13 protein-coding genes and 4 pseudogenes are annotated in these 23,575 nt (G+C 60.0%); 7 read left to right on the top strand and 10 right to left on the bottom strand.

All coding sequences use genetic code 11. The annotated features are described in order from the left end of the window. Nucleotides 1–28: 28 nt before the first annotated feature. The 7 genes and pseudogenes from tssG to tssA all read right to left on the bottom strand — a co-directional run. Nucleotides 29–1,000, bottom strand: a pseudogene (gene tssG, locus EFD56_RS30795) (type VI secretion system baseplate subunit TssG); the annotation flags it as partial. Further along, the gene (gene tssF / locus EFD56_RS30790) at nt 964–2,850 is read right to left on the bottom strand and encodes a type VI secretion system baseplate subunit TssF (protein WP_008536039.1); all 1,887 of its coding nucleotides are present in this window, start codon (nt 2,848–2,850) and stop codon (nt 964–966) included. The pseudogene tssG and the gene tssF, both read right to left, overlap by 37 nt. Beyond that, nucleotides 2,850–3,353 carry a type VI secretion system baseplate subunit TssE gene (gene tssE, locus EFD56_RS30785; RefSeq protein WP_004680427.1) on the bottom strand — a complete coding sequence of 168 codons (504 nt, stop codon included), beginning with the start codon at nt 3,351–3,353 and terminating at the stop codon, nt 2,850–2,852. The genes tssF and tssE overlap by 1 nt, the downstream gene beginning before the upstream one ends. Nucleotides 3,354–3,439: 86 nt before the next feature. Further along, entirely contained in the window at nt 3,440–3,973 is a 534-nt protein-coding gene (locus EFD56_RS30780) for an Hcp family type VI secretion system effector (protein ID WP_004680426.1), read from the bottom strand. 115 nt (nt 3,974–4,088) lie between these two features. Continuing rightward, nucleotides 4,089–5,576 carry a type VI secretion system contractile sheath large subunit gene (gene tssC, locus EFD56_RS30775; protein WP_004680425.1) on the bottom strand — a complete coding sequence of 496 codons (1,488 nt, stop codon included), beginning with the start codon at nt 5,574–5,576 and terminating at the stop codon, nt 4,089–4,091. A 2-nt stretch (nt 5,577–5,578) separates the two neighbouring features. After that, a complete protein-coding gene (gene tssB, locus EFD56_RS30770) occupies nt 5,579–6,133 on the bottom strand; it encodes a type VI secretion system contractile sheath small subunit (RefSeq protein ID WP_008536050.1) in 555 nt (184 codons plus the stop codon). A 35-nt stretch (nt 6,134–6,168) separates the two neighbouring features. After that, nucleotides 6,169–7,161 carry a type VI secretion system protein TssA gene (gene tssA, locus EFD56_RS30765; protein ID WP_004680423.1) on the bottom strand — a complete coding sequence of 331 codons (993 nt, stop codon included), beginning with the start codon at nt 7,159–7,161 and terminating at the stop codon, nt 6,169–6,171. Nucleotides 7,162–7,254: 93 nt separating this feature from the next. Between tssA and EFD56_RS30760 the strand changes: the two are divergent. After that, a pseudogene (locus EFD56_RS30760) lies at nt 7,255–7,611 on the top strand (IS3 family transposase); the annotation flags it as partial. 1,283 nt (nt 7,612–8,894) lie between these two features. On the opposite strand, the gene EFD56_RS30755 reads toward EFD56_RS30760, so the two are convergent. The 3 genes and pseudogenes from EFD56_RS30755 to EFD56_RS30745 all read right to left on the bottom strand — a co-directional run. Next, a complete protein-coding gene (locus tag EFD56_RS30755; protein ID WP_189636760.1) occupies nt 8,895–9,659 on the bottom strand; it encodes a hypothetical protein in 765 nt (254 codons plus the stop codon). 71 nt (nt 9,660–9,730) lie between these two features. Next, the gene (locus EFD56_RS30750; protein WP_245440656.1) at nt 9,731–11,560 is read right to left on the bottom strand and encodes a hypothetical protein; all 1,830 of its coding nucleotides are present in this window, start codon (nt 11,558–11,560) and stop codon (nt 9,731–9,733) included. 965 nt (nt 11,561–12,525) lie between these two features. Then, nucleotides 12,526–13,073: pseudogene (locus tag EFD56_RS30745) on the bottom strand (transposase); the annotation flags it as partial. 654 nt (nt 13,074–13,727) lie between these two features. On the opposite strand from EFD56_RS30745, the gene tssK reads away from it, so the two are divergent. The 6 genes and pseudogenes from tssK to EFD56_RS30710 all read left to right on the top strand — a co-directional run. Continuing rightward, nucleotides 13,728–15,083: a type VI secretion system baseplate subunit TssK gene (gene tssK / locus EFD56_RS30740; protein WP_010069402.1), complete on the top strand. Its 1,356-nt coding sequence runs from the start codon at nt 13,728–13,730 to the stop codon at nt 15,081–15,083. Nucleotides 15,084–15,090: 7 nt separating this feature from the next. Continuing rightward, a complete protein-coding gene (locus EFD56_RS30735) occupies nt 15,091–16,311 on the top strand; it encodes a type VI secretion system-associated FHA domain protein (RefSeq protein ID WP_012489523.1) in 1,221 nt (406 codons plus the stop codon). Next, a complete protein-coding gene (gene icmH / locus EFD56_RS30730; protein WP_012489524.1) occupies nt 16,311–17,600 on the top strand; it encodes a type IVB secretion system protein IcmH/DotU in 1,290 nt (429 codons plus the stop codon). Before EFD56_RS30735 ends, icmH begins: the two co-directional genes overlap by 1 nt. 9 nt (nt 17,601–17,609) lie before the next feature. Further along, a complete protein-coding gene (tssM, locus tag EFD56_RS30725) occupies nt 17,610–21,215 on the top strand; it encodes a type VI secretion system membrane subunit TssM (RefSeq protein ID WP_029875555.1) in 3,606 nt (1,201 codons plus the stop codon). Nucleotides 21,216–21,511: 296 nt separating this feature from the next. Beyond that, complete coding sequence (locus EFD56_RS30715) at nt 21,512–23,128, top strand: hypothetical protein (RefSeq protein WP_012489526.1); 1,617 nt, start codon at nt 21,512–21,514, stop codon at nt 23,126–23,128. Nucleotides 23,129–23,227: 99 nt separating this feature from the next. Further along, nucleotides 23,228–23,508: pseudogene (locus tag EFD56_RS30710) on the top strand (SIR2 family protein); the annotation flags it as partial. Nucleotides 23,509–23,575 lie beyond the last annotated feature (67 nt).

Below are 23,575 nucleotides of genomic sequence, written 5' to 3'. Positions count from 1 at the left end.
GGCGCGTTTTCCTCTTGCCCATCCAACTGGACCATCCGAGTCTGCCGCAGCGACCCAACTGCACTTCCGGGACCTGCTCCTGACGGAGAACGAGGTTAATCTCCCAGTCAAGTTCATCTCCAAGGTAGTTGCAGATGATCTCCGCTATCGACTTAAGGCCGGGAGCTGCGGGCAGAAGCGATTCGTAATGAGCCAGGCTGAGGGGACCCACAATGAGTCGGAACCGATGGTGCCACACTCTGACCCTCGCACCTGCAATAGCGTTGCTGTTCAGCGTGCCCGTGGCCGGGTCGCGGCCCAGGAGGCAGAGCGATATGCGGGGCAGATCCACCCACTTTGGGACAAATTCACGGATATCAACCGGCGCCTCGACGAAGCTGGCGAGGATGGCAGCGAGCCCCTCGGCGTTGCGGGTGTGTGAGGCGAGACGGCCGGTGAAGTGGAGTTTGGCCAGATCAGGCATAGCATCCCGCGCGCGCAGGGAGGTCATCCCGAAGCCGGCTAGCGCGCCGAGCTGAAGGGCAAATCGATCTTCTTGTGGCCTGTCATAGCTCACGGTCGGTTCGCCCTCCGCCCATGCGCGGAAGAAGAACGAGGCCATTCGATGATGAAAGGTATCAGCAAATCGGATCAGCGTCTCATCCGCGGCGTTGTGCTGCCGGAGAAGGGCGTACTCCGTCAGATGCAATGGGAGGGGACCGTGGGGTCCAAACAAGCCGAAGGCGTAGGTGGAGATTACGGGGTCGTTCTCCTCGTGCGCAGTCACGCCCGCGATCGATCGAGTCGGAAATGCAAGGGAGGGCTGCTGGGCGATCCGCACGCGATCCAGGCTGGGACCGCTCGATTCTCCCAGCCGAGGCCGATCTGAGCAGATTGCATCGATCCGCCGCAGAGCCTGGAAGAAGTCGCAGGCATGCGGTTCGGCCCTGAGCGAGCTTAGGAAGTCGCCGAGTGCCCCCGAAATCAAAGGATCGCCCGGCGGCCGGCCATCGTCGGCCATCGCATTACCTCCCCGCGCTGTAGCGTCGAGACGACCATCTCGGTGAAGCTGTTGATGGATACGTATTTCGCGAAGAACTGGTTGAGCACGGAGGCGAGCGGAAAGATGCCAACGCCTTCGAAGGCCGCTTCGTCCAGGATGATACCAACCTCAATCCCACGTGCTACGGCGGCTTGTCCACCGCTGGACAATCGCCTGACCGCAGGCCTGGACCGAATCTCCCGGATCCCGTCGATCTGCCGTGAGGCGAAGGCATTGACTGGATCGACGTAGAGGCGGAGGAGTTCACGTAGCGCTTCTGCGCCCCGGTGGTCGTTCCTATCGGAATTGCTGATCGAGAGGTAGTTCAGTGAAAGATGGCTAATTAATCGCCAAGTGATATCGCCATTGGCGAAGGAGTGACGCGGTCGGCTCGGGGGCGATACGCACCGGGTGGCGGTAACTGGAGCGCCGATTTCCAGGGTGAAGTCTGTCTCGTCCCGGCCGATCGGCAGCAGCAGCGCCAGATCCCGGTTCGAGCACAGGCAGTTTACAGACAAATGCCGGAGTTCCGCCGAATAGGGAGCCGCCTGGCGATCAACTAGAGAAACGAACGTTTCGCTGCCGATGTAGCCAGTCCGCGCGCCATTTAGACGCTGGTGCTCCGACATGAGGCGCTGCTCCCGGCGGATCGCGTAGTATCTGGAATGCTGCTCCTCCTGACCGTGCGCGCTGATGCTATAGAACGGGTAGAACCTCACGGGAGCCGCTTCGTTTTTCGCCCCGTCTCCGCTCATCTCGAGGATCGAGTGGACCTCAAAGTCGAGCGGCCTCATCCTGTCAACAATCACATGATGCTCGGTGTTCTTGTCGCTCACGTGGACGAGATCTGCCTGGCGTTCGAAGAGATTAATCGCGGGCGTTGCGAAGAGAACGATATTTTGGGGCCCGAGCTGTCGTTCCAGCCGTGGCTCGACACGTCTGAGTGCGAAGACGATCTCAAGGGTCTCGGCAGTTGACAGGGCTACTGCGTCTGCCAGCCCGCTAACCTCGACGAACAACGTCCGCTCCGCGAGGGCGAAATACTCCTGTAGGAGACGGTACCCGTCGAAAGAGCGTGGCACCTCGGGCAGGAGAGCACAGCTCGGCTCCAAACCGCGTTGCTGCAGCGCATGAACCGGAATCTTTTCCTGCCAAGGGATAGGCCGGCCGACCGGACGGGCTATGATATTGCATGCGTCACCGAGAAGCTGTTCGGCGAGTGCGGCGCCGATGCCACCGGGGCCTGTTAGGTGCAGTGTGAGAGCCTCTAGTCCGAGTTTATTGAACGGCATGCCATTGGTGGTACGAAGGCGTAGTCGCAAAGCAGCCTTCGCATCTTGCCGGGCCGGAAGATCCAGTGCGGCGATCTGCCCCGGCGTCGAAAAATAATCGGCAGCGCTCACCACAATTGGCCAGAGATGCACATCATGGGCCGTGCGGAACTCGCAATGTGTGACGGCGCCCGGAGCAAGACGGCCCAAAAGCTTGGTTCCCCGCGGCACGAGGTATCCATTTTCAAGTCGTCCGGCATCCTGGTCGGGCTCGAAACGGACGATCGTCATCGAGGGGAGCGGCGGTAGAAAATGCGGATAGACCATCTCCAGGAGGTGCTGGGTGAATTCCGGAAAGCGAGACTGAAGCTTCAATTGCACCCGCGCCGCCATGAAAGCGAAGCCTTCCAGAAGCCGCTCGACGTAGGGGTCGGCGACCTCCGCTGATTCCATCCCGAGCCGGGCGGCGACCTTCGGGAATGCACGGGCGAACTCGGCCCCCATCTCGCGCATATAAGCAAGTTCGTCGTTGTACAGTCGCAGGAGCCGGGGATCCATCAGCTTATCTCTGTACCGAGATGAACGCGGGCGGATTCGAGCTCGGAATCTACCTCCGTACGCATCACCATTCGCACCGGCAATGGCTGCGCCCACAGATCGGCTTCGATCCTAAAGCGAAAAGTGCCGCAACCCTGACCATCGTCCAGGACCGTGACCTTCAGGGTGTCCGGTAAGAGACGCGGCTCAAAGCGCTGAAGGCTCTCGATTATCGCTTCGCGCAATGCGCTCTTATCCATGCCTTCGCGAATTTGTCCGCTGAGAGGCCAGGCACCATAATTAAGTGCACTGGCCGCTACGTGAGGGTACGCTTGTAGATCTACGGTTGCACCCAATTGATTGGTGTTCAACAACCAGGAAACATCGCGTAGAATCACCTCTTCCAGTTGGCGAACAGAGAAGCTGCGCTTGTCCTGCGCTTCACACGAGCTGCGCGGCTCATCGTCCGTAAGCCGGTCCAGGAGGGATGGTTGCACGAGATCCCGCTTAACATCTCTGCCCATGTTACAATCTCCAGGTGCAATGGCGACGAGTCGATCTGTCGTTTTCGCGCGCAGCCCCGAATATTCCCGGGTTGCCGATGGCCCCATCAGCCGACGAGCCTATTGAAGTCGGTGCTGTTCGCGATTTGGTTCCAGATGCCCTCGCCAGCTTTGGTAAGAGCGCCTTTTTCATCCTGCCTGTAATAAATGACCTTGCAGGCGCCGAACCGGAATGTGATCGTCTCCTCGGGGGCCTCTTCCGCATAGGACCACTCGACCTTCTCGACTACCAGCATGTTGAAACTCCAGTGCAAGAACAGGTTCGATTCTGATGTAGCTTGTCCGCTCCCCGTCGCTTTGAAAAGTTTCAGTTCGACGCTATTGAAGTGGGCGCCGCGACCACAGGCAACGTACAGAGAGGGCGATGACGTATCCACCTGCTTCTTGATAGTGAAGACCTCGAATTCGGCCTTGCCCGCGCCCGCCCCGGCGGTATGAGGCCCAATGTTCAGCTTGTTTTCGAGTGAAAAGCTCCATTCGTCCGCTAGGGTGATACCGTCCTTTAGAATGATAGATTCGCCCTTGGGCAAAATGCCGTCCTTGGACGCTTGCGTGAATTTTATAACCGCGTCGAACGCCATGATGGACTTTCCTTTTCTCGTTGATCTGATTGGGCCTGGATTGCATCGGCCAGCCCGGGGCAGCTATTCCGGAGTTTTGGCGCCGAGAACGGAGCACAATCATCTGCGGGTTTTCTCAGTCCTTGCGGGCGGATGGCAGGCGCGAGACAAGTCTCAAAGAGATGGTTAGGCCTTCGAGCTGGTAGTGTGGCCGCATGTAAAATCTCGCAACGTAATATCCGGGATTATCTTCGACCTCTTCCACCTTGACCTCGGCTGAGGAGAGCGGCTGCTGTGCCTTACTCTCTTCGCTCCCAAGCTCGGGCGAGGGGTGGACATAGCCCTGAATCCATTGGTTGAGCCACTCCTCGACCTCGTGGCGCTCCTTGAACGTGCCAATCTTGTCCCGGACCATACACTTCAAATAATGTGCGAAGCGGCAGGTTGCGAAGATGTAGGGTAGCCGGGCACTGAGTTCGGCGTTCGCTGACGCGTCGGGGTCTTCGTATTTGACCGGCTTGTTAATAGTTTGAGCGCCAATAAATACGCCGAGGTCCGTGTTTTTGCGGTGCAACAGCGGTAGAAGACCGTTTTTGGACAGTTCGGCCTCACGGCGGTCGCTGATCGCGATCTCAGTGGGGCATTTTAGGTCGACGCCACCGTCGTCGCTGCGGAAGGTATGTACCGGCAGACCCTCGACCAAGCCGCCGGATTCGACGCCACGAATTCTGGAGAGCCAGCCATAGAGCTTGAACGAGCGCGTGATATTTACGCCCATGGCGTAGGCTGCGTTCGTCCAAAGGTATTTCTCGCTGTCGCCGCCGTCTGTGTCCTCCTCGAAGGCGAATTCATCGACCGGGTTGGTTTTGGCCCCGTAGGGCAGCCGGCCAAGGGTGCGTGGTAAGGTCAGGGCCACGTACCGAGAGTTCTCGCTCTCGCGGAACGCCCGCCAAGGGGCATGTTCGGGCGTGAGGAAGATTTTTGTGATGTCACGCGGGTTCGCAAGCTCACGCCAAGAATCCATCTGCAGCAGATGTGGTGAGACGGCAGATATAAGCGGTGAGTGGCTCGCCGCCGCGATCTGCGCCAGTCCCGAAAGCAACTCTACGTCCGGTGGGGTATGGTCGAAATAGTAGTCGGCAATCAGGCAGCCATAGGGTTCACCGCCGATTTGGCCGTATTCGTCTTCGTAAATTTTTTTGAATAGCGGACTCTGATCCCAGGTGACACCCTTATATTTCCGCAGAGTTCGGGACATCTCCACCTTTGAAACTGGGAGAACGCGAATCTTCAACGTTTCATCGGTTTCGGTGTTGATGGCAAGGTGATGCAAGCCCCGCCAAGCTGATTCCACGCGCTGGAAATTTTCGTGATGGAGGATCTCGTTGAGTTGTGCAGAAAGCTTCTGGTCGATCGAAGCAATCATTGCTTGGATAGTCGTGACGACATCGTCGCTGATTAGCGACGTGTTTTGAAGTGCCTGCTCGGCCAGTGTTCGGACGGCACTCTCCACCAAGTCACGGGAGTGGTCCGAGCGGATCTTGAACTCGAATCGAAGCATGCGGGTGAAATCGCCGAGATCAACGGTGGCGACCTGTACATCTGTGGCATCTGCAGGCATCATGATCAGTTCTCCTCTGTGTCTGGGGATGCCAATGGCGGAGCGGCAACCAATGCATCAGGCTTCTCAGTCTCGATGCCATTGCCGAGGGCGCTTAGCAGTGCCGAATCCGCGAGGAAGTGGGTGAGCAACTCTTCGGCACCGTTCTTACCGTCCATATAGGCCAGCAGATTGGAGAGCTCCGTTCGCGCCTCGAGCAGCCTGCTAAGGCTGTTGACCTTGCGCGCCACGGCCGCCGGCGAGAAATCTTCGAGCCGCTCGAACGTCAAGTCGACAGCGAGTTGGCCTTCTCCGGTCAATAGGTTCGGCACCCGCATCACCACCCTGGGCCTCAGCGATCTGAGCCGATCATCGAAATTGTCGATATCGATCTCCATCATCTTGCGCTCCGCGACAGGGGCAAGCGGCTCGGCAGCATTGCCGGCGAGGTCGGACATCACGCCGACCACGAAGGGAAGCTGAACCTTCTTCTGAGAGCCATAGGTCTCGACGTCGTATTCGATCTGTACGCGAGGCGGACGAACCCGCGCGATGAACTTTTGACTACTCGCCTTTGTCATGTGTTCCACTCTCCTGATAGGGAAGATTGCGCACGTCACGTGCCCTCGCCGACCGCCAGACCGGCAATCGAACGGTATTGGGCAACCCCTTCTGGCGCCAACTCTTTGATAAGAGCCATGAAGTCCTTCGAGACAAGTCGCTGCGCGCGCTCCAGGAGGGCTGGCAGCGGGCTCGCGGGCTCATTCACCTGGTACCAGTGGCAAATGCGGCCAAGAATTTCGACAACGTCATCGCGGTTGCGGATCACTTCGGGGTAAGAGGCCTTGCTAGAGTCTGGCAATGGAGATGCCGGGGCTGCAGGCTGGGCCCTTTTCCGATGGGCGTCGACCAGATCCTTGGCCTGGGTGAGTAGCACTATCAGAGGGTCGAATCGAACGGCCTCGTCACTCGCGACGTGCTGCCGAACACTCGCGTCTAGATGGGTGGCGGCTGCCAGGCTGGCGTGGAGACCAGTGCTGATCTGCTCGAGCTGCAGTGGATCGGTGTCGATGAAGGCGTGCTCGATGGTCGAACGATCAATTTCCGTAGATTGGGACCGTAGCGCACCAGCCCAATCGCGGAGCGTAAAAGTCCCGAATTGCCTGGAGGAGGTGAGTGGGACTTGGCGTATTTCTGCCAAGAGCCCGGAGAGATCGCAGAGGCTCGCTAGAGCGTTGAGGCGAACGGTCTGATCTTCGTCATCTTCTGGATCCGGTCGCGGATGTAGCTCTGACCAGTAGAGCTCGACATAGGCCGCGAGCAGCTCAAGCCCCCGACTTAGACCAGAGAAGCCGAACTGACTGAGGGCGGATCGTGTGAGCAAGATTCCGACTCTTAGATCCTTAGTGCGGGCAGAAAGGTCGAGGCCAAGCCGCCACACCTCTGTCCAATCGGGAGCCTCCTCGGTGGCGATGGAGTCGCCTATCTGCTGGTGCGGCTTGCCATGCGACGCTATCTCCAGCTCCAGGAAGCTCAAATCGTAATCGAGAGCATCCCCGCATGCGTTGCCGTCGCTGATCGGTTTTAATAGATGATCTGCATCGAGCATGACCCAAATCCCAGTTTTCCCGACATAAAAGATCGTCGCGCCTCTGTTTCTCAATGTTTAGCAATGAGCAGACGCGATTGCTCATGCACAATCGACATTCGTATATGTCGTGAATGCTTGGGGCGTGAATGCCGCCGCTTCGGATCTTGACGCAGCTATGTGCTGCTCAGGCGCGAGGGACACCTTGTGAACAACAAGAAGCTCTTCCGGGTCCATCGGGAGGAGAAGCTCACGATGCGCAAGCGCCGTGGCCGGAAACGAGCGAAAGGCAAGCGTTGGTGTTGATCCCGCTGGCTGCCAATGATCGTTGGCGCGGGTTCAGGCTTCTGATGGTCGTGAGGAAAGCCGGACTCTCGTCGCCGATACTTCGCTCTCCGGCCTGCGGTCGCCTGTGGACTGGATCGGGTTATCGAGGAGCGTGGCAAGCCAAGCACTCTGGCCTCGGCTAACTAACCCTGCAGAGTTCGCCCAGATCGGCAACCCGCGACGTGATGCAGTGCTGCGCAGCCGGAATGGTCTCCGCACCTAAACCCGCCGATGCCGCCGCAGATGCGCAACCCACCGCTGGAGCGAACCCCAAACTGGATAAACTTGACGGTACAAGCTCAGCCAGATTGAATTGACATCGTCGGGCAGTCGTTGCAAAGGGCAACCTGCGGAGTACCGTTGCAAACGTGAGCCTGAAGGCCTCCAACTACGAAGTCTTCGCGCGGCCGCCTCCGCGCCAGTTGCTGCATAAGGTGGATGGCGTCCTCGGCGATCGCTCTTGGGGGTGTCGGCGCGCGGACCCTCATCGAACGAGCGGCCAGCCGGCGGTCCATCGCGCGTGCAGCGACCCGGCGTCAGTGGTAGAACGGCTCGAGCACTTCAACGGCATTATACTCCTGCGCTCCGCCGGACCGCCGCACGAGGCATATAGGGCGACAATCTGGATGAGATCCGTATTGACCGCATGTAACGATGCTCCCCGAGATTCGCACGTTGCCTCATTCATTTTGCTCCCAGTTGGAGCGAAGGAGTGGGGTGCGGAGATGGCGGGGTTTCGCAGCGGCCGGCCTCCTTCGTGAGCGCCATTGCCGTTTTCGACGGAAGTCGAAGGTTAATAACCATCGTCGCGGTATTTACTTTTGACAATGGGTGTGATGCGGCTTTGCGTGATCTTCTAAAAAGAATCGAGTCCCGCCGCCAATCCCCCGTTCTATCGCGCACCTACCGCATCCCAACGTGACTGTCGACCCTGCTTCCATTAGTCGTGCAGGGCAACCACGCGGTCTCTCGTGCAGATCCCTGCGATTTCGAATTGACGGACACCGACCCCGTTTGACGGTCGTGGAGTGCACGCACTTAGTCACCCTAGCCGCCCGCGCACTGCAACCCCGCTGTAGCGATCCTTCTACCTCTATGCTAAAGAAAGTTTTGGAAAAACTTGCCTCGTCGCCATCGTTCGACGGCGGCCTTGGCGCCAATCTTGCGAGGAGCGGGCTGATGGTCGCAGCGGCATGCGAGCCGACATTCTGCGCTCCCGACCGTCGAAGACGAGGTCGCTCTCGGCGTGTTAGTCAGCCGGAATGCGCCGGCCGTCGTGCCCCTAAATATCGATCTCGAGCCAGGTATTGGCCTCCAGACTGAAGAAAAATTCGGCGCTCTCACATGCTCATGCAATCCCGTGGTGGACAACCAACGCACATGATGGTGCAGTTCCTAGGGAATGTGGTGATGAGTCATGAGCCGTCCTATATCACCTTGAACGCTGCCCTCCTGGCTATCCGTTTCTTCGAGGCACCCACGATTATGGCGGCATCGGCGGCGCTGAGATCGGGATGGGCCGCCTTCAGCGCGTCCGCCCACGCCCCCTTGCTCTGCCCCGGCAGCTGCGGTGTCGCCGCCTTGATCTCGTCCAGCCTCGCCTGATCCTGGGCCGACACCGTCCGGAACGCCGCCCTCCTGGCGATATCGTCCCTAAAGGTGCCCAGGATGGTGGCGGCATCGGCGGCGCTGAGATCGGGATGGGCCGCCTTCAGCGCATCGGCCCAGGCCGCATTGCTCCCCCCCTGCCGCGGTGTTGCCGCCGCGATTTCGTCCAGCCTCGCCTGGTCCTGGGCCGACACCGTCCGGAACGCCGCCCTTTTAGCAATATCCTGCTTTATGGCACCCACGATTACGGCGGCATCGGCGGCGCTGAGATCGGGATGGGCCGCCTTCAGCGCGTCCGCCCAGGCCGCATTGCTCTGCCCCGGCAGCTGCGGTGTCTGCCTAGCGAGTTCGTCCAGCCTCGCCTGGTCCTGGGCCGACACCGTCCGGAACGCCGCCCTCCTGGCGATTTCGTCCTTTGCGGCGCCCACGATGGTGGCGGCATCGGCGGCGCTGAGATCGGGATGGGCCGCCTTCAGCGCGTCCGCCCAGGCCGCATTGCTCCGCCCCTGCCGCGGTGTCACCGCCGCGATTTCGTCCAGCCTCGCCCGGTCCTGGGCCGACACCGTCCGGAACGCTGCCCTCACGGCGATATCGTCCTTTAAGGCGCCCACGATTGTGGCGGCATCGGCGGCGCTGAGATCGGGATGGGCCGCCTTCAGCGCGTCCGCCCACGCCCCCTTGCTCTGCCTCGACTGTCGCGGTGTTTGCCTGGCGATTTCGTCCTCGCCTGGTCCTGAGCCGACACCGTCCGGAACGCCGCCCTTTTTACAATATTATGCTTTACGGAACCCACAATTATGGCGGCATCGGAGGCGCTGAGATCGGGATGGGCCGCCTTCAGCGCGTCCGCCCACGCCCCCTTGCTCTGCCCCGGCAGCCGCGGTGTCTGCCTAGCGATTTCGTCCAGCCTCGCCTGGTCCTGAGCCGACACCGTCCGGAACGCCGCCCTTTTTACAATATTATGCTTTACGGAACCCACAATTATGGCGGCATCGGAGGCGCTGAGATCGGGATGGGCCGCCTTCAGCGCGTCCGCCCACGCCCCCTTGCTCTGCCCCGGCAGCCGCGGTGTCTGCCTAGCGATTTCGTCCAGCCTCGCCTGATCCTGGGCCGACACCGTCTGAAAAGCCGCCCTCCTGGCGATAACTCGCTTTACGGCGCCCACGATGGCGGCGGCATCGGCGGCGCTGAGATCGGGATGGGCCGCCTTCAGTGCGTCCGCCCACGCCCCCTTGCTCTGCCCCTGTAGCTGCGGTGTCTGCCTGGCGATTTCGTCCAGCCTCGCGTGGTCCTGGGCCGACACCGTCTGGAACGCTGTCCTTTTAGCAATATCCTGCTTTACGGCATTCACGATTATGGCGGCATCGGCGGCGCTGAGATCGGGATGGGCCGCCTTCAGCGCGTCCGCCCACGCCCCCTTGCTCTGCCCCGGCAGCCGCGGTGTCACCGCCGCGATTTCGTCCAGTCTCGCCTGGTCCTGGGCCGACACCGTCTGGAACGCGGCCCTTTTAGCAATATCCTGCTTTACGGCACCCACGATTATGGCGGCATCGGCGGCGCTGAGATCGGGATGGGCCGCCTTCAGCGCGTCCGCCCACGCCCCCTTGCTCTGCCCCGGTAGCTGCGGTGTCTGCCTGGCGATTTCGTCCAGCCTCGCCTGGTCCTGGGCCGACACCGTCCGGAACGCCGTCCTCCTTGCAATATCGTCCTTAAAAGAGCCCACGGTTATGGCGGCATCGGCGGCGCTGAGATCGGGATGGGCCGCCTTCAGCGCGTCCGCCCACGCCCCCTTGCTCTGCCCCGACAGCTGCGGTGTCGCCGCCTTGATCTCGTCAAGCCTCGCCCGGTCCTGGGCCGACACCGTTCGATACGCCGCCCTCCTGGCGATAACCCGCTTTACGACGCCCACGATTACGGCGGCATCGGCGGCGCTGAGATTGGGATGGGCCGCCTTCAGCGCGTCCGCCCACGCCCCCTTGCTCTGCCTCGACTGCCGCGGTGTCTGCCTGGCGATTTCGTCCAGCCTCGCCTGGTCCTGGGCCGACACCGTCCGGAACGCCGCTCGATTGACGAGATCGCCCGTTGAGGCCCCCACGATTATGCCGGCATTCGCGGCGCTGAGATCAGGCGCCAACGCCAGCGGCCTTTGAGCATATAACGTCTGCCTGCGGCTGGGCCTGGGATCTGCGTCCTTCTCAGTAGTCCGCCTCTTGCGCCCGCCACCGGTCGGATCGCTGGGCTCCGCGGGCACCTCGGACATGGCCGAATGCTCCTCTCTTCCACCCGGCACCTCGGTGGGCCCGGCAACCGCTGAGGCTTCTAAATTCCCAAGGCCATGCAGCCCCCCGCGCTGAGGGCCAGTCTCCAGCGGCTGGCCCTCGACGAGGTGAATAGTGCGATCGGCATTATTGTATTCATCTGTTGTCCTCGTGAGGTTGAACGCGGTCTCTGCCGGGACGACCGGAACTCTCGTCAGTTCCGTCATGTCAGCCATCATTTGCGGGGTTTGTTCTTCAGGGCTTTGAAGCTCGGTCGGCGGGCTTGGCTGGTCGACGCTTAGCCTTTCCACGTAACGCAATACCGAATTCTCTTGCCAGATGTCGTCCGAATTGAAGTTGTCGGCCACTTGATCGACACGCGCCACTGAAGACTGCGCTCTTTGATCCGCTGGGTGCCGGCCCTCATCCGGCCGCGAAGAGCCCTGCCCCTTAGTCCGAGGGTCCCTGTCAACCATGCTCACCCCCCTGGGATATGGCCTTCAGGAAACAAGGGGTCAGCTGTCGGGCACCGACTGCTGACGGAAGGTCAGAATTTATCAGGGGCTCAAGCGACTTAACCAGAGTGCAAGGGGCGCGACTGCGACCATCGACCGCTCCAGCTTGCCGAGCCTCGTTCGGACGCCGCTCAATCACCGTGGGTCCCGTTTTTTGCTGTTGTGGCATGGGGCGGCTCTGCGGAATCGAGCTCAGGTGACGGGAGGCCGGCAGATCCCGAAGACATGGCCAGGCCGTTGATAACTGGTAGCGTAAACGCATCATTGCAGCAGAACCTCAAAAACCACGGAGAAGAGCCCGCGATTCAAACTAGCGCAGTCCCGGTATTGGATTGCATGCACAGGTGATATGCTCGCATCCGGTTAGTGAGCGGCTATGGCGCAGCTCCTGCGTGAACCCATAACGACAGCGGCGATCCTTCGAGAGATGCAGCGACGACCCGTTCTCCAGACCGGAGGTCCGTGCTTGATGTGGCGATCGGCACGGATTGCTATCAACGCTGACGGCCGCCGGTGCCGCGCAAGCCGGTTACGACGAAACATCGACATGATCTCTTCTATGGTGGGATTGGCCCAACGATACCAGGGTAGTGGCAACTGTCGCCAATTGCGGCGCCAGTGAGGTCGGCCTTCGTCTTCGAACTCCTTGCTGGCTTCCGCTAAACAACGCGGCCTTATCACAAAAGGCTGGGAGATTTAACGATGATCCCGGCATCCGGACTTCTGCGCATTGCCGGCCGGTAATAGCGCGAAAGACTTGCAGCAATCGCAGCGCCGGCGGCACCCGTGACTAGTATCCGCACTGCCTGGCCCGTAACAATGCGCTGTGACCAGCGGAAGCCGATCTCGTGGAAAGACAAGGCATGCTGCGGGCTGATATGATGAAAGACGCCGGCAATGGTGCGGCGGACCCGGGACTTGAAACCTCCCACCGAGTGGACGGCGACTTGGACGAATTCGCGGCTCGAATGCTTTACGTTCTCATGCGTAGCAAAGCTCTTGCCAATCGCCATGAACGCCTCACCGCCCATCAGGCAGGTTGCGGTTCGATCCCTTTCGCCGTCGCGCGCCCTGCATGTATCGAAAGGCCTTTTCGGCCCCGTCCAGGCGGTAGACCGTCCGGATCCATTCTCGGTCGCTCACCGAGATGAAAACGGTCGATCTCCACCGTGCCATCTTGCATGTGCTCGCGCGCCAACATGAGGCGCAGCGCATATCCCATTCGCTAGCTATTGGGCATCACCAAATGTGGAAATGCCTATCTTCGCCGCATGAATGATCCATGCCGCCAGGGCTGTTATCCCGCACCTGGCGCGAACCGGGACTGCAACCGGTTCGTGGATCGTGTCCAGGAGGTGGTTGTCTAATCGCTAAACTGGTCGTCAAGGTGCTTTAGGGGCGGCGGCGCGTGAAGACGATGTTGGCGGCGGCACTGCCTCAGCGTATTCAGGAACATTTTCGACGAGGCAATGCGCATCACGTGTCACCTTGCCTGTTGCGCTGCTCTTTTGGCCCCGTACTTGCGGCGCCGGGTCTCAAGGCTTCCGGGCGGTCATTTGCGAGATTCATCCCGTACGAGTGACAGGACAGGCGAATTGGCGCGTTGTAGGTCAGTGTGAACATGAACGACCAATAAGGCTCTGAGGGCAACGGGCTACTGAGCGACAGTCTAGATGAGACCCCTTGCTTGTCGCGCTGCAAGGGGGCTCATGACCAATCCTGATGAGCTTCGGCGCTTGCATATCTGAGCTGTCCCGACACGCGATGCCCTTCTACCAGCGCATTGTTGGATATCAGATGTGCATGCAAGGGGGCAGTGAAGCTCTGCTACTTTTACGGAGAAAGCCGTTCTGTCAGGTGGACGCGAGGCGAGTCTTGAATGTCGTGGAATAATAGGGTCGTCTGGTCGGAGGGCTTGTTCCTCCGCCCGCAGCATTTTCAGCAGGCCGATCGTCACGTCGAACAGCTGGTGCGCAGCAGGACGGCGGTTTTGCATGGGTACGGGTGGGGTATCAGCGAGCTGCGGCTCAATCGAGAGCTGCTTGGTCTCGGTAAGATCGCCATCGAAGCGGCTCGCGGCGTCTTGGAGGACGGGATGCCCTTCAGTATTCCTGACGAAGCCAACCAGCCAACTCCCTACGACGTTCCGCCGGATTTTCGAGATTCGCTTATTCACTTGGCGGTACCGTTTTATCAACCCGGCGCTCTTGAAACCGACGCGCAAGCGGGAATTGACGTACCTATCCGCTTCGCAGTCTCCACTGAGGATGTTGTCGACACCAACGCTGGCGAGCGAGGCAGCGCCTCCATCGACGTAGCGAGGCTGGATTTTCGACTGCTGCCGGACGCGGCAGACCGGTCTGGCTACACTTGCATCCCAATCGCCCGTATCATAGAGGTCCGGGCCGACCGACAGATCATTCTGGACGAAACGCACGTGCCGCCAACCCCCGACTGCGCCAGCTCCCGGGTCCTCTCGAACTACATCACTGAGATCACCGGCCTGCTTCACCATCGTGGTGAAGCTCTGGCCACTCGGGTCTCCCAGTCGGGAACGAACCGGGTTGCAGAGCTCGCGGACTTCCTTCTGCTGCAGGCGATCAATCGGTACGAGCCGTACTTCTGCCACCTATCCAAGGCCGCCGTTGTAAATCCGGAATCGCTGTATGTTCTCATGCTCCAGTTGGCGGGTGAACTAGCCACGTTCGCCCGCGTCGATAAACGTGCCCCGACCCTTGGTGTTTACAAGCACGACTCTCTCGCGGAGGCGTTTTTGCCAGTGATGCAGTCGATCCGGGCTTCGCTGGGTGCAGTGATTGAGCAGACTGCGGTCCCCGTACCGCTGCAGCGGCAAAAATACGGTGTCCATGTGGCCGAGGTGGCCGACCGCTCTCTCTTTACGACCTCGAGCTTCGTGCTGGCTGCTCGGGCTGATATTGAGGTCGAGCGCCTCCGGCGCGAGTTCCCGTCTCAGATTAAGATCGGCCCGGCGGAGAAAATCACGGAACTCGTCAATGTCGCACTGCCCGGCATTATCATCAATCCCCTACCGGTCGCGCCGCGTCAGATCCCGTTCCATGTTGGATTCAGCTATTTCGAGATCGATCAAAATAGCCGCTTCTGGAAGGATATGCCCCAATCCGCCGGCTTGGCGCTGCACGTTGCTGGCGACTTCCCAAATCTCGAAATGGCTCTCTGGGCCATCCGAGCCGGACAGAACCCACATTTGAGTTAGCCCACCAATGCCCCTCACGCTACGTGTACACAGCAATAGATGTAGTTTTCCGGAATATCTCGTGCCGGGCGACGCGGCTGGTGGACTGACTACCAGCCGAGCAGGCAACAGCCTGGTTCTGCCGGATGATCAGCAGATGGTCTCGAAATCCCACTGCTCAATCGAGTGCATGGCACGGCGATACGTACTGATCGACCGAGGCCGCGACGACACATGTCAAAATGACGAGGCGATGCCGCTTCCGTCAGAGGCGCCGGTCGCCCGGAAAACCAGCGATGTTATTCAGATCGGCGCCTATATGACCGATGTCGTCGCGGTGTCGCCTTCGATATCCATTGCGGAGAGTGCCGCCGAACCGGAGGGACAACTTGCAGCGACAAGTGAGGAGTTGAGTCTTCTTGGCCCCCTCGAAACGGCCTCGTCGCTCCTGGCGGGCAATTGCACCCGGGGTGAAGAAGCGCTGCTGGACCTGAGGGACGGCGAGTTCCTACCATTGCCGTTCTTAGGCACTCGTTTAGACGCGCTGGCGGGCATGATGAGAAGTCCGTGGGATATCTACGCAGACAGTGTGCCAGATCGGGCCCCCATCTTGACGCAACCCAAGGTGGAGCAATCATCTCGCCAAGAATCATCGAGCGGCGGTCACGGCTTTCCTTGCCGCCTGCGGCTTATCATTGGCAGATGTCCGGAATGCCGGCATCGTAAGCGTGCTGGATCGTGCAGGGAAAATGCTTCTGTATTCCGCCGCGCTGCACAGCATACTCTCCGAGCGAGAGCTGGCGAACAATTATTCAGAAATAAGAGTTCCGACGAAAAAACCCTGAGTCTCGTTCCCGATGTCGGTGAGGCGTTGCGCGCAGTTCTGTGCAATGACTCCAGCGGGTCCCTCCGCGGAGACCCGGCCGTTGAGCAAGCCTTCACCGACCGTGGGACGCATGACGTGTCATTCGCGGCTGTGCAGAAGGCTCTGTCCAGCGTCCGTGCACGCTTGTCCCTAGCAGGGATCGAGAAGGCGATGGGGCGGCCCCGTTCCCTTTTGCACCGCAACCATAAGGCGCGAAACCGGAGTGCGTACGTGCGCGTCTTCAATGACGTCGTATCGAGCATCGAAACCGATTTGCTCCGGAGCTTCGGCGCCGACTTCGCGCGCCCAGTGCGAGAGCGTAGTCGACCCGCCCGCCGATCCCACGATGAGAGCGTCCGCTCCGAAGGGAAGTGGGCGGGTTGATGATGGTGATTGAGGAAACGATGCCAAAATCCCAGCCACTCGTCCTCCTTCACGCCGAGGAGCAGTTGGCTGTCCCTTCGCCGTCATCGCCAGTGGCGGACGAACTTACCTGGGAGATGCTTGCGCTCGACCGACTTAATCCACTGGTCGCGGCCGCGGCGGCGCTGCTGGGTCTCAGCGCTCAGCTCAAGAGCAGTGCTAGCCATATCGACGTTGAAGCACTGCGCCTTAGGGTGCTGCGGGAGATCGATGCTTTTGAGCGTCGGATCACGCCGCTCGGATTGCCCTCGCGAGCGATCAAGGTCTGCAAATACGCCCTCTGCGCGACCATCGATGACATCGTTCTGAACACAGCCTGGGGCAGCAACAGCGTCTGGACGACGCGCAGCTTGGTGGGATCGCTGTTCAGCGATACCTGGGGCGGCGAGCGCTTCTTCGATCTGCTGACGCAATTGAAAAATGAACCGGCCATCAATATAGAACTGCTGGAGCTGCTCTACTACTGCATGAGGTTGGGCTTCGAAGGCCGCTACCGCGTCACTGCGGGAGGAGCCGCAGAGCTCAGTGTGCTGTGCGAAGACGTCTACCGCCTGATCCGAGCAGCCCGTGGTGACTTCGAGCGCGAACTATCCCCGCACTGGCGGAGGAACTCAAATAATCCGAAGCCACGCCGCACAATCGTTCCAATCTGGGCCGTCGTAGCGTTTGGGGCAGGATTACTCCTCTCGATCTATACCGGACTCCTGCATGCATTAAATGCCCGCGCCGACGCTGTCTTCAACGATATCGCGACATTGCCGCCGAACGGCGTTGTCAGATCGGCGAGAATCGCATTGCCACCAAAGGTTGTTATGAGCAGCGACCGACTGCGTAACTTCCTCGAGCCCGAAATCCGCGAAGGGCTTGTCACTGTGTCCGAGGACCCACAGCAGATCGTCGTTATCATTCGCGCCTCCGGGATGTTCGATTCTGCTAGTCCGGAAGTGAAGAAAATGTTCCTGCCGCTTCTTTTACGAATTGGTCGTTCTCTGAACGGTGAGTCGGGATCGGTCCTCCTGACCGGGCACACCGACGCCATTCCGGTGCAATCACTCGCCTTCCCTTCAAACGATTCCCTTTCGCTCGCGCGTGCGAGCGCAGCTGCCGAGATTATCAAATCCATGATGGATGACCCAGGCCGCGTGCGAGAAGAGGGCAGAGGGAGCGGAGAACCGGTCGCTTCGAACCACACGCCCGAGGGCCGCGCGCGGAACCGTCGGATTCAAATCATCATCACAAAGACACAATGAAGACAAGCCATGCAGTCAATCAAGAAAGCGCTTAGGTGGCAATGGCTCCGTGTCGGCGGGGCGGCGATCGTATGTGCCTTAATCTTCACGCTCGGACCGCATATCTCGGTCGGAGGATTTGCGCCGCTTGACAGCCTTCGCAGCCAGATCGCGGCATCGATGCTGATTCCGGTCGGATACACCGTGATCTACTTGATCCAGTCCCAGCTTTACAAGGTTCAGGCCTATTTTGAAGACCTCGTCCAATCACGAGTGTCGGGAGCGCTGGACGCGGGTGGGGCCGAGCAGAAGAAGGGAGACCCAAGGCCTTCCGACCGAAGTGTGGGGCAAGCCAGCACGCTTGCTGAAAGAGAGCTGGAGGCGATTCGTCATCGTTTCCGCGAGACCCTTACCACACTCAAGGGGCGCCGCTACGCAGGAGGTATCAGCAGGCGGTGGCTCTATCAGCGGCCCTGGTATGTGATGATCGGTCCGCCCAACTCGGGGAAGACCACAGCAATAGTCAATTCCGGGCTCAGCTTTCCGATGGCGGCGAGGTCCGGTCTGAGAGCCGCCGGTGGGTTAGCGGGTACGGAAAACTGCGACTGGTGGATCACCGATGACGCGGTGTTCGTCGACACTGCTGGGCGCTACACGATACAGGAGGGTGATGCAGACCGGGACAAAGCGGTTTGGCGTGGCTTGCTTCGTATGCTCAGACGCTCCCGGCCACGGCAGCCGCTGAACGGTGCCTTAGTCACGATCGCAATCAGCGAGCTGAATTCTACATCCGAGGAAGTGCTCGCCGATCGCGCGCGCTGTATCCGTGAGCGGCTCCTCGAAGTGTACAGGGAGCTTCGCCTGCAACTGCCGATTTATGTGCTTTTCACTAAGAGCGATCTGCTGGCGGGATTTGTTGAATTCTTCGACGATCTGGGTCGCGAGGGGCGGGAGGCGGTGTGGGGGTTCACCTTTGCGCAAGAGGCGTCGGAGGACGAAGGCGATCCGATGGCGTTTGCCGCAGCATACGATGCGCTTGTTGGCCGCCTAAACGAAAGGCTGCTTGAACGAATGCAGCACGAAAGCAACCTCCAGCGTCGTGCGCTCATGTTCGGCTTCCCACAGCAGGTCGCTAGCCTCAAGCACCTGACGCAACAGTTCTTGAAGGAAGCCTTTGGCGGGAATTCGTTCCAGGAACCGCTTATGCTCCGCGGCGTCTACTTCTTAAGCGGCACGCAAATTGGCATGCCCTTCGATCGAGTTGCGAACGCCAGATCTCAGACCTTCGAGATCGCTCAGCCGCCCTGTACAGCGCTTCGTGGCCCGGGCCGTAATTATTTCATCAGCCGGCTGCTGCGCGAAGTCGTTTTCGCCGAAGCTGGGCTCGTCGATGCCAATCACCGCTTCGATCGGCGCCAGCGGCGGATCCGGTATGGCGCCTACACGACGATAGCGGCGGTCATTGTTACCGCCAGCGTCTTATGGACGTTCAGCTATATTCGGAATGTTCAGCTGATCGAGAGCGTTCGCCTAATGGCTGGCAGCTATGCCAGAGGGGCTGAAAAGCTGAAGCTCGACCGGGTTGAGAGTGGCGATCTTCGACCCATCCTGCCACTGCTTCAGCGGCTGCGTGATGCCAACGGCGACAGCGCGGGCGGCCGCCTATCAAGTTCGGGTCTCGACCAGAGTAAGAAAATCAAGGTTCAGACGCTCGCGGCGTACCGCCGCGCCGTGAACACCATCCTGCTGCCGCGGCTGATGTTCCGGTTGGAAACCTTATTGGTCGAGCGGCACGACGATGATCAGTTCGTCTACCAGGCGTTAAAGGTTTACCTGATGCTGGGTCAGCAGGGTCCGCTCCAGCGCGCGGTCGTCAAAAACTGGATGGCTGCCGACTGGCGAGTGATGTTTCCGGCCGAAGCCGATGCCGGCCTGCGCAGCGCGCTCGCTGATCACCTGGATGCACTCATGGAAGGGCCGCTGCCCCATAGTGAGCTTAATGGCGAACTGATCGAGAGGAGCCGCGCGAAGCTCCAGACCGTCTCGATGGCGCGCCGCGTCCTCGACATCATCGCGACCAGTCCCGAAGCCTCGCGGGCGCCAACCTGGCGTCTGGCCGACCATGCCGGGCCGCTGGCGCAGGGCGTCCTGGCTCGCAAATCGGGACAGCCGCTCAGCGAGGGGGTTCCTGGCATCTACACGAGGGCGGGGTTTTACGGAACCTTCCTGCGATTGCTGCCGCAAGTGGCTGACGCTGTCGCTGCAGAAGGCTGGGTTCTCGACTCACAGGTAGTCGCGCCGATTGCAGCCGGTGATGTGAGCCAGAAGCTGCGGCGTTCGGCGGCGGATCTCTACGCTCAGGAGTTCGCGTTGCGCTGGGACCAGCTCATTGGCGATATGTCCATCCGCCCGTCTGGGGGTATCGATGACGCGCTGCGCACCTTGAACACGCTGTCCGCGCCGACGTCACCAATGCGCCTGTTCCTTTTCGCGGCGGCGCAGGAGCTAAAGCTCAAGCAACCACCGGCTCCCGAGGACGGCTTGACGAAAGGTGACAGTGTCCCCCAGGGCGAGGTGTTGCCAAGCGAGCTCGAGGCACTGTTCCGGTCTCAACCGGCCGCGGACACGCCTGAAGCTCACGTCCAGCTCTATATGGGCGATCATTTCCGGTGGCTGCACCAGCTGGTCGAAGTGCCGTCGAACAGCCAAGCGGGCGCGCAGGCGCCGATCGACAGTGCTCTCCGGGATCTCGGCGAACTGTATCGCTCCCTCAGCCAGGCGCAGGGGCTGGCGGGTTCGAACATCTTGGAACACAACGGGCAGGCGGGCGTCGCCATCCAACAGATCGAGGCGGGGGCGGCCGATCTGCCCGAACCCATCCGGCAATGGATCCTCGGCCTCAGCCGCCACAGCTCGGACCTAACCGTCAGCGGCATGAGGCGCGGGTTGGCGAGCGGTTGGGCGGGCGGCCCCGGCGATTTGTGCCGACGGGCTACCGAAGGACGGTATCCCTTCGCGAGCGGATCCCGCCGGGATATCCCTTTGAGCGATTTCGCCCGGCTGTTCGGCCGCAAGGCGGAGATCGACACTTTCTTCGCCGAGAACCTTTCCCCATTCGTCGACAAATCCAAAGGTTCGTGGCAGTTTCGGCCAACGAGCGGTGTCGATTTCCCTATCGGCCGCAATACCTTGGCCCAGTTCCAACGGGCAGCCACGATCCGCGACACCATGTTCGATGATGCCGGCCAGGTGTCAGTTGGATTCCTGCTCACCGTCGCCGAGACCGATCCGTTGACAGACCAGGTGGTGGTAGACATCGACGGCCAGCGCCTCGAACATCGACGAGGAACGGCCGCCGCGGCCATGCATTTCCATTGGCCTACGGCCGGCGGCGTCGGCGGCGCTTCCGTCGCTTTCATCGGTTTTCAAGGCGCCACCCTCTCCAGGAGCGGCCATTGGGCGCTGTTTCGCCTCTTAAATGAGGCGGATAAGCAGCCATTGGGAGGAGGGGACCTTATTCAGGTACGACTGGTGTCCGGTCGCCATTGGGCGGTTTTTAACCTCCAGCCTGACAGCGTGATGAGCCCGTTGTCCCGCAATCTGCTGTCAGAATTCCGATGTCCAGATTTCTTATGAACGCCGGGATAGCATCCGACTGGCGCTGGGAAAGCCCTATGGGGTCACGAGACGCCCACGCAGGTCTGCGGCGGGAGAGGTCGGCATGTCGGTTGCCGGCCGGATCGGAGGCGGTCACGGCTGCGACTGGCGGCGATCGTCGCTTGATCTCGGCGCGCCGCTTTCCCGCTCGACTAGACCGCTGGAGAGCGCGGTCACCTCCATCAGGCAGATCTTCGGGAAGTTGGGTGATCAGATCCTGTCCCACCCTATCAACCGACGTACACTGATCTAGAACAGGAAACTGGAGAGATATAATGGCCGGAATGAAGCACAATAGGACAAGAGCGAAGAAATTTCTGCAGTTGATCGACCAGACGAAGAACAGAGCGGATTTGGAGTTCTGCTTTGCGGTCGGCACGGTTGGCGATCTGCGGAAGCCTGCTGTCCTGGTGAGTAAGAAAAAGCTCAATGGATTGGCACAAACTTTGAAAAACATGCCTTTTGAAGATGATGAGGATAGTAGTAAGGAGAACTTTTCGCTTCTGCGGAGAGGCACGGGCAGGATGAACGAAAACGGCGTTATCCTCGTCAAGTTGGCTGATGGTGGAAAGGCCGGGTTCCCGCAGGTCCAAAAGGTGATGAAGAAGTATTTCGTGAACTTCCGCATGAGGTTGCCTGACATGCAGGAAGCAGGAATCTTAACTGAAGAAGACATTCAGCAGTTTGAGATGAACGCCGAGGAGAACTCCCAATTTCTTCCACCCGACGACTCTGAAGAATTCAATCGGCCGATGACGGCGCTCGATAGCGCGGAAGGGAACTCTGCAGGGAGTGTTGAAGAAACTGAAGAGAGAAGCAAGCGTGAAGGCGGGGCTGAGCTCCTGGAGCAGCTTCTCCCGGAAGTGAAGGAGGGCATTGCCGCCGCGGCCGCGACCATTTCCAATCACGCAGTAAGTCTCAGCGCGCAAATTGGCGCGGGACAGACCGCAGAGTTGTCCCATCTGACCACGAAGATCGCGGATTGGCTGCAACGTGTGCTGGCTGCGACGCCTCCGGAAGAGCAGGAGGCAACGCTGCACAACTTCGCCGGCCGACTTCTGTTGATGCTGGCCTATCCTGAGAATCTGCGAAATCTTCAATATGTGGATGACATGCCCGATGGGGCGGGGCAGGGCGAGACAAACGGCGACCGCCGCGAAGAGGTCGTGGTGAATGGGATCGATCTGAACAGAGTTCCAACGGGCGCTCTCGATCAAGACGAGGTAGTAGAGTCCTTGTTCCGTCTGATCAAGGCAAAGGCTCAGGAGCGACAGCTTTCTTATCCGCTAGAGAACGCGAATTCTGAGAGGATTGCGAAGATAGTGTCGTCGCAATGGCCGAAGGAACTAGGCGATGCAGCCCGTAGGCGCGCGGTTGTGGAGCGTCTGATCGCAGCGGTGGTCCCGCGGCTCGGTAACGATGATCAACTTCTGGTCCTTCTTGGCATCGCAGACCAGCCCGAAAGGACCAAATCCATCGAGAACTCGGTCGAAAGTATCATAGCTATATGGCAGGCTCATCTCGACACTGCCTTGACGCTGCGGGATGAGGTAAAGAGCAAGATCAACCAGATGGTCGATGTGGAAGCCCGCGGCGGAACGTGGAGGTATGTCGACGACATCTTCCTGCAGTTCGGAGGAGAGCTTTCAGATCAGCTCTCCGCCATCACCGAACGCAACGGTGAGGCACTGTCGAGCGCGACCGAGCGTGTCCGAACCACAGTCCAGAAGAAGCTCGATTATCTCAACGGCAGCGACATTGTAGCCATGCTTGACAATCCTCCAATCGACATCGGTCCGGGCACTATAGGGCAGACGCTGCGGGAAGGGCTCGCGGCCATCACCGATGGACTGAAGCGCATCGAAACCTCGCGCGCCGCGCCCGCCGCGTAATAATCGCCTGTCTCGATGCCGGCCGACCCACCGGAAGGCCGGGCGAGCAGGCCATCAACGGCCTCATCAGCGACGGAAGGAGTTCCGCCGCTCAGGTGGGTCAGCGAAGCGGTGAAGGAGCGGCGCACCAACAGAGGCTCTTCTTCATCGGCTGCCGCTTCAACGACCAGATGCTGCGCACCTACGCCCGACGGATCATGACGCGATCCAACGCACCACGTTTTGCGGTGCTGGATGCGGCAGCGCCGACCAACAACCAACGCCGTTTCCTTGCAGCAAGCCCGATCACGCTTATCGACGTGCCGACTGGCGAAGCTGCGGCTAGAGCGTATCTGGATTTAGTTGAATCGGAAGGGATTCCGTTTTTGGCTGTTTTGTGATTCAAGATGCTGGCTGGAGTGGAGGCCAGCATCGGATGACTCGACCTCTTTCAAATGATCTTCGCAA

Origin of the sequence: Rhizobium phaseoli, assembly GCF_003985125.1 — a bacterium.
GTDB classification, from domain to species: Bacteria; Pseudomonadota; Alphaproteobacteria; order Rhizobiales; family Rhizobiaceae; genus Rhizobium; species Rhizobium phaseoli.
Note: the sequence above shows the minus strand (reverse complement) of the source record. Positions and strands in the feature narration are given on the sequence as shown.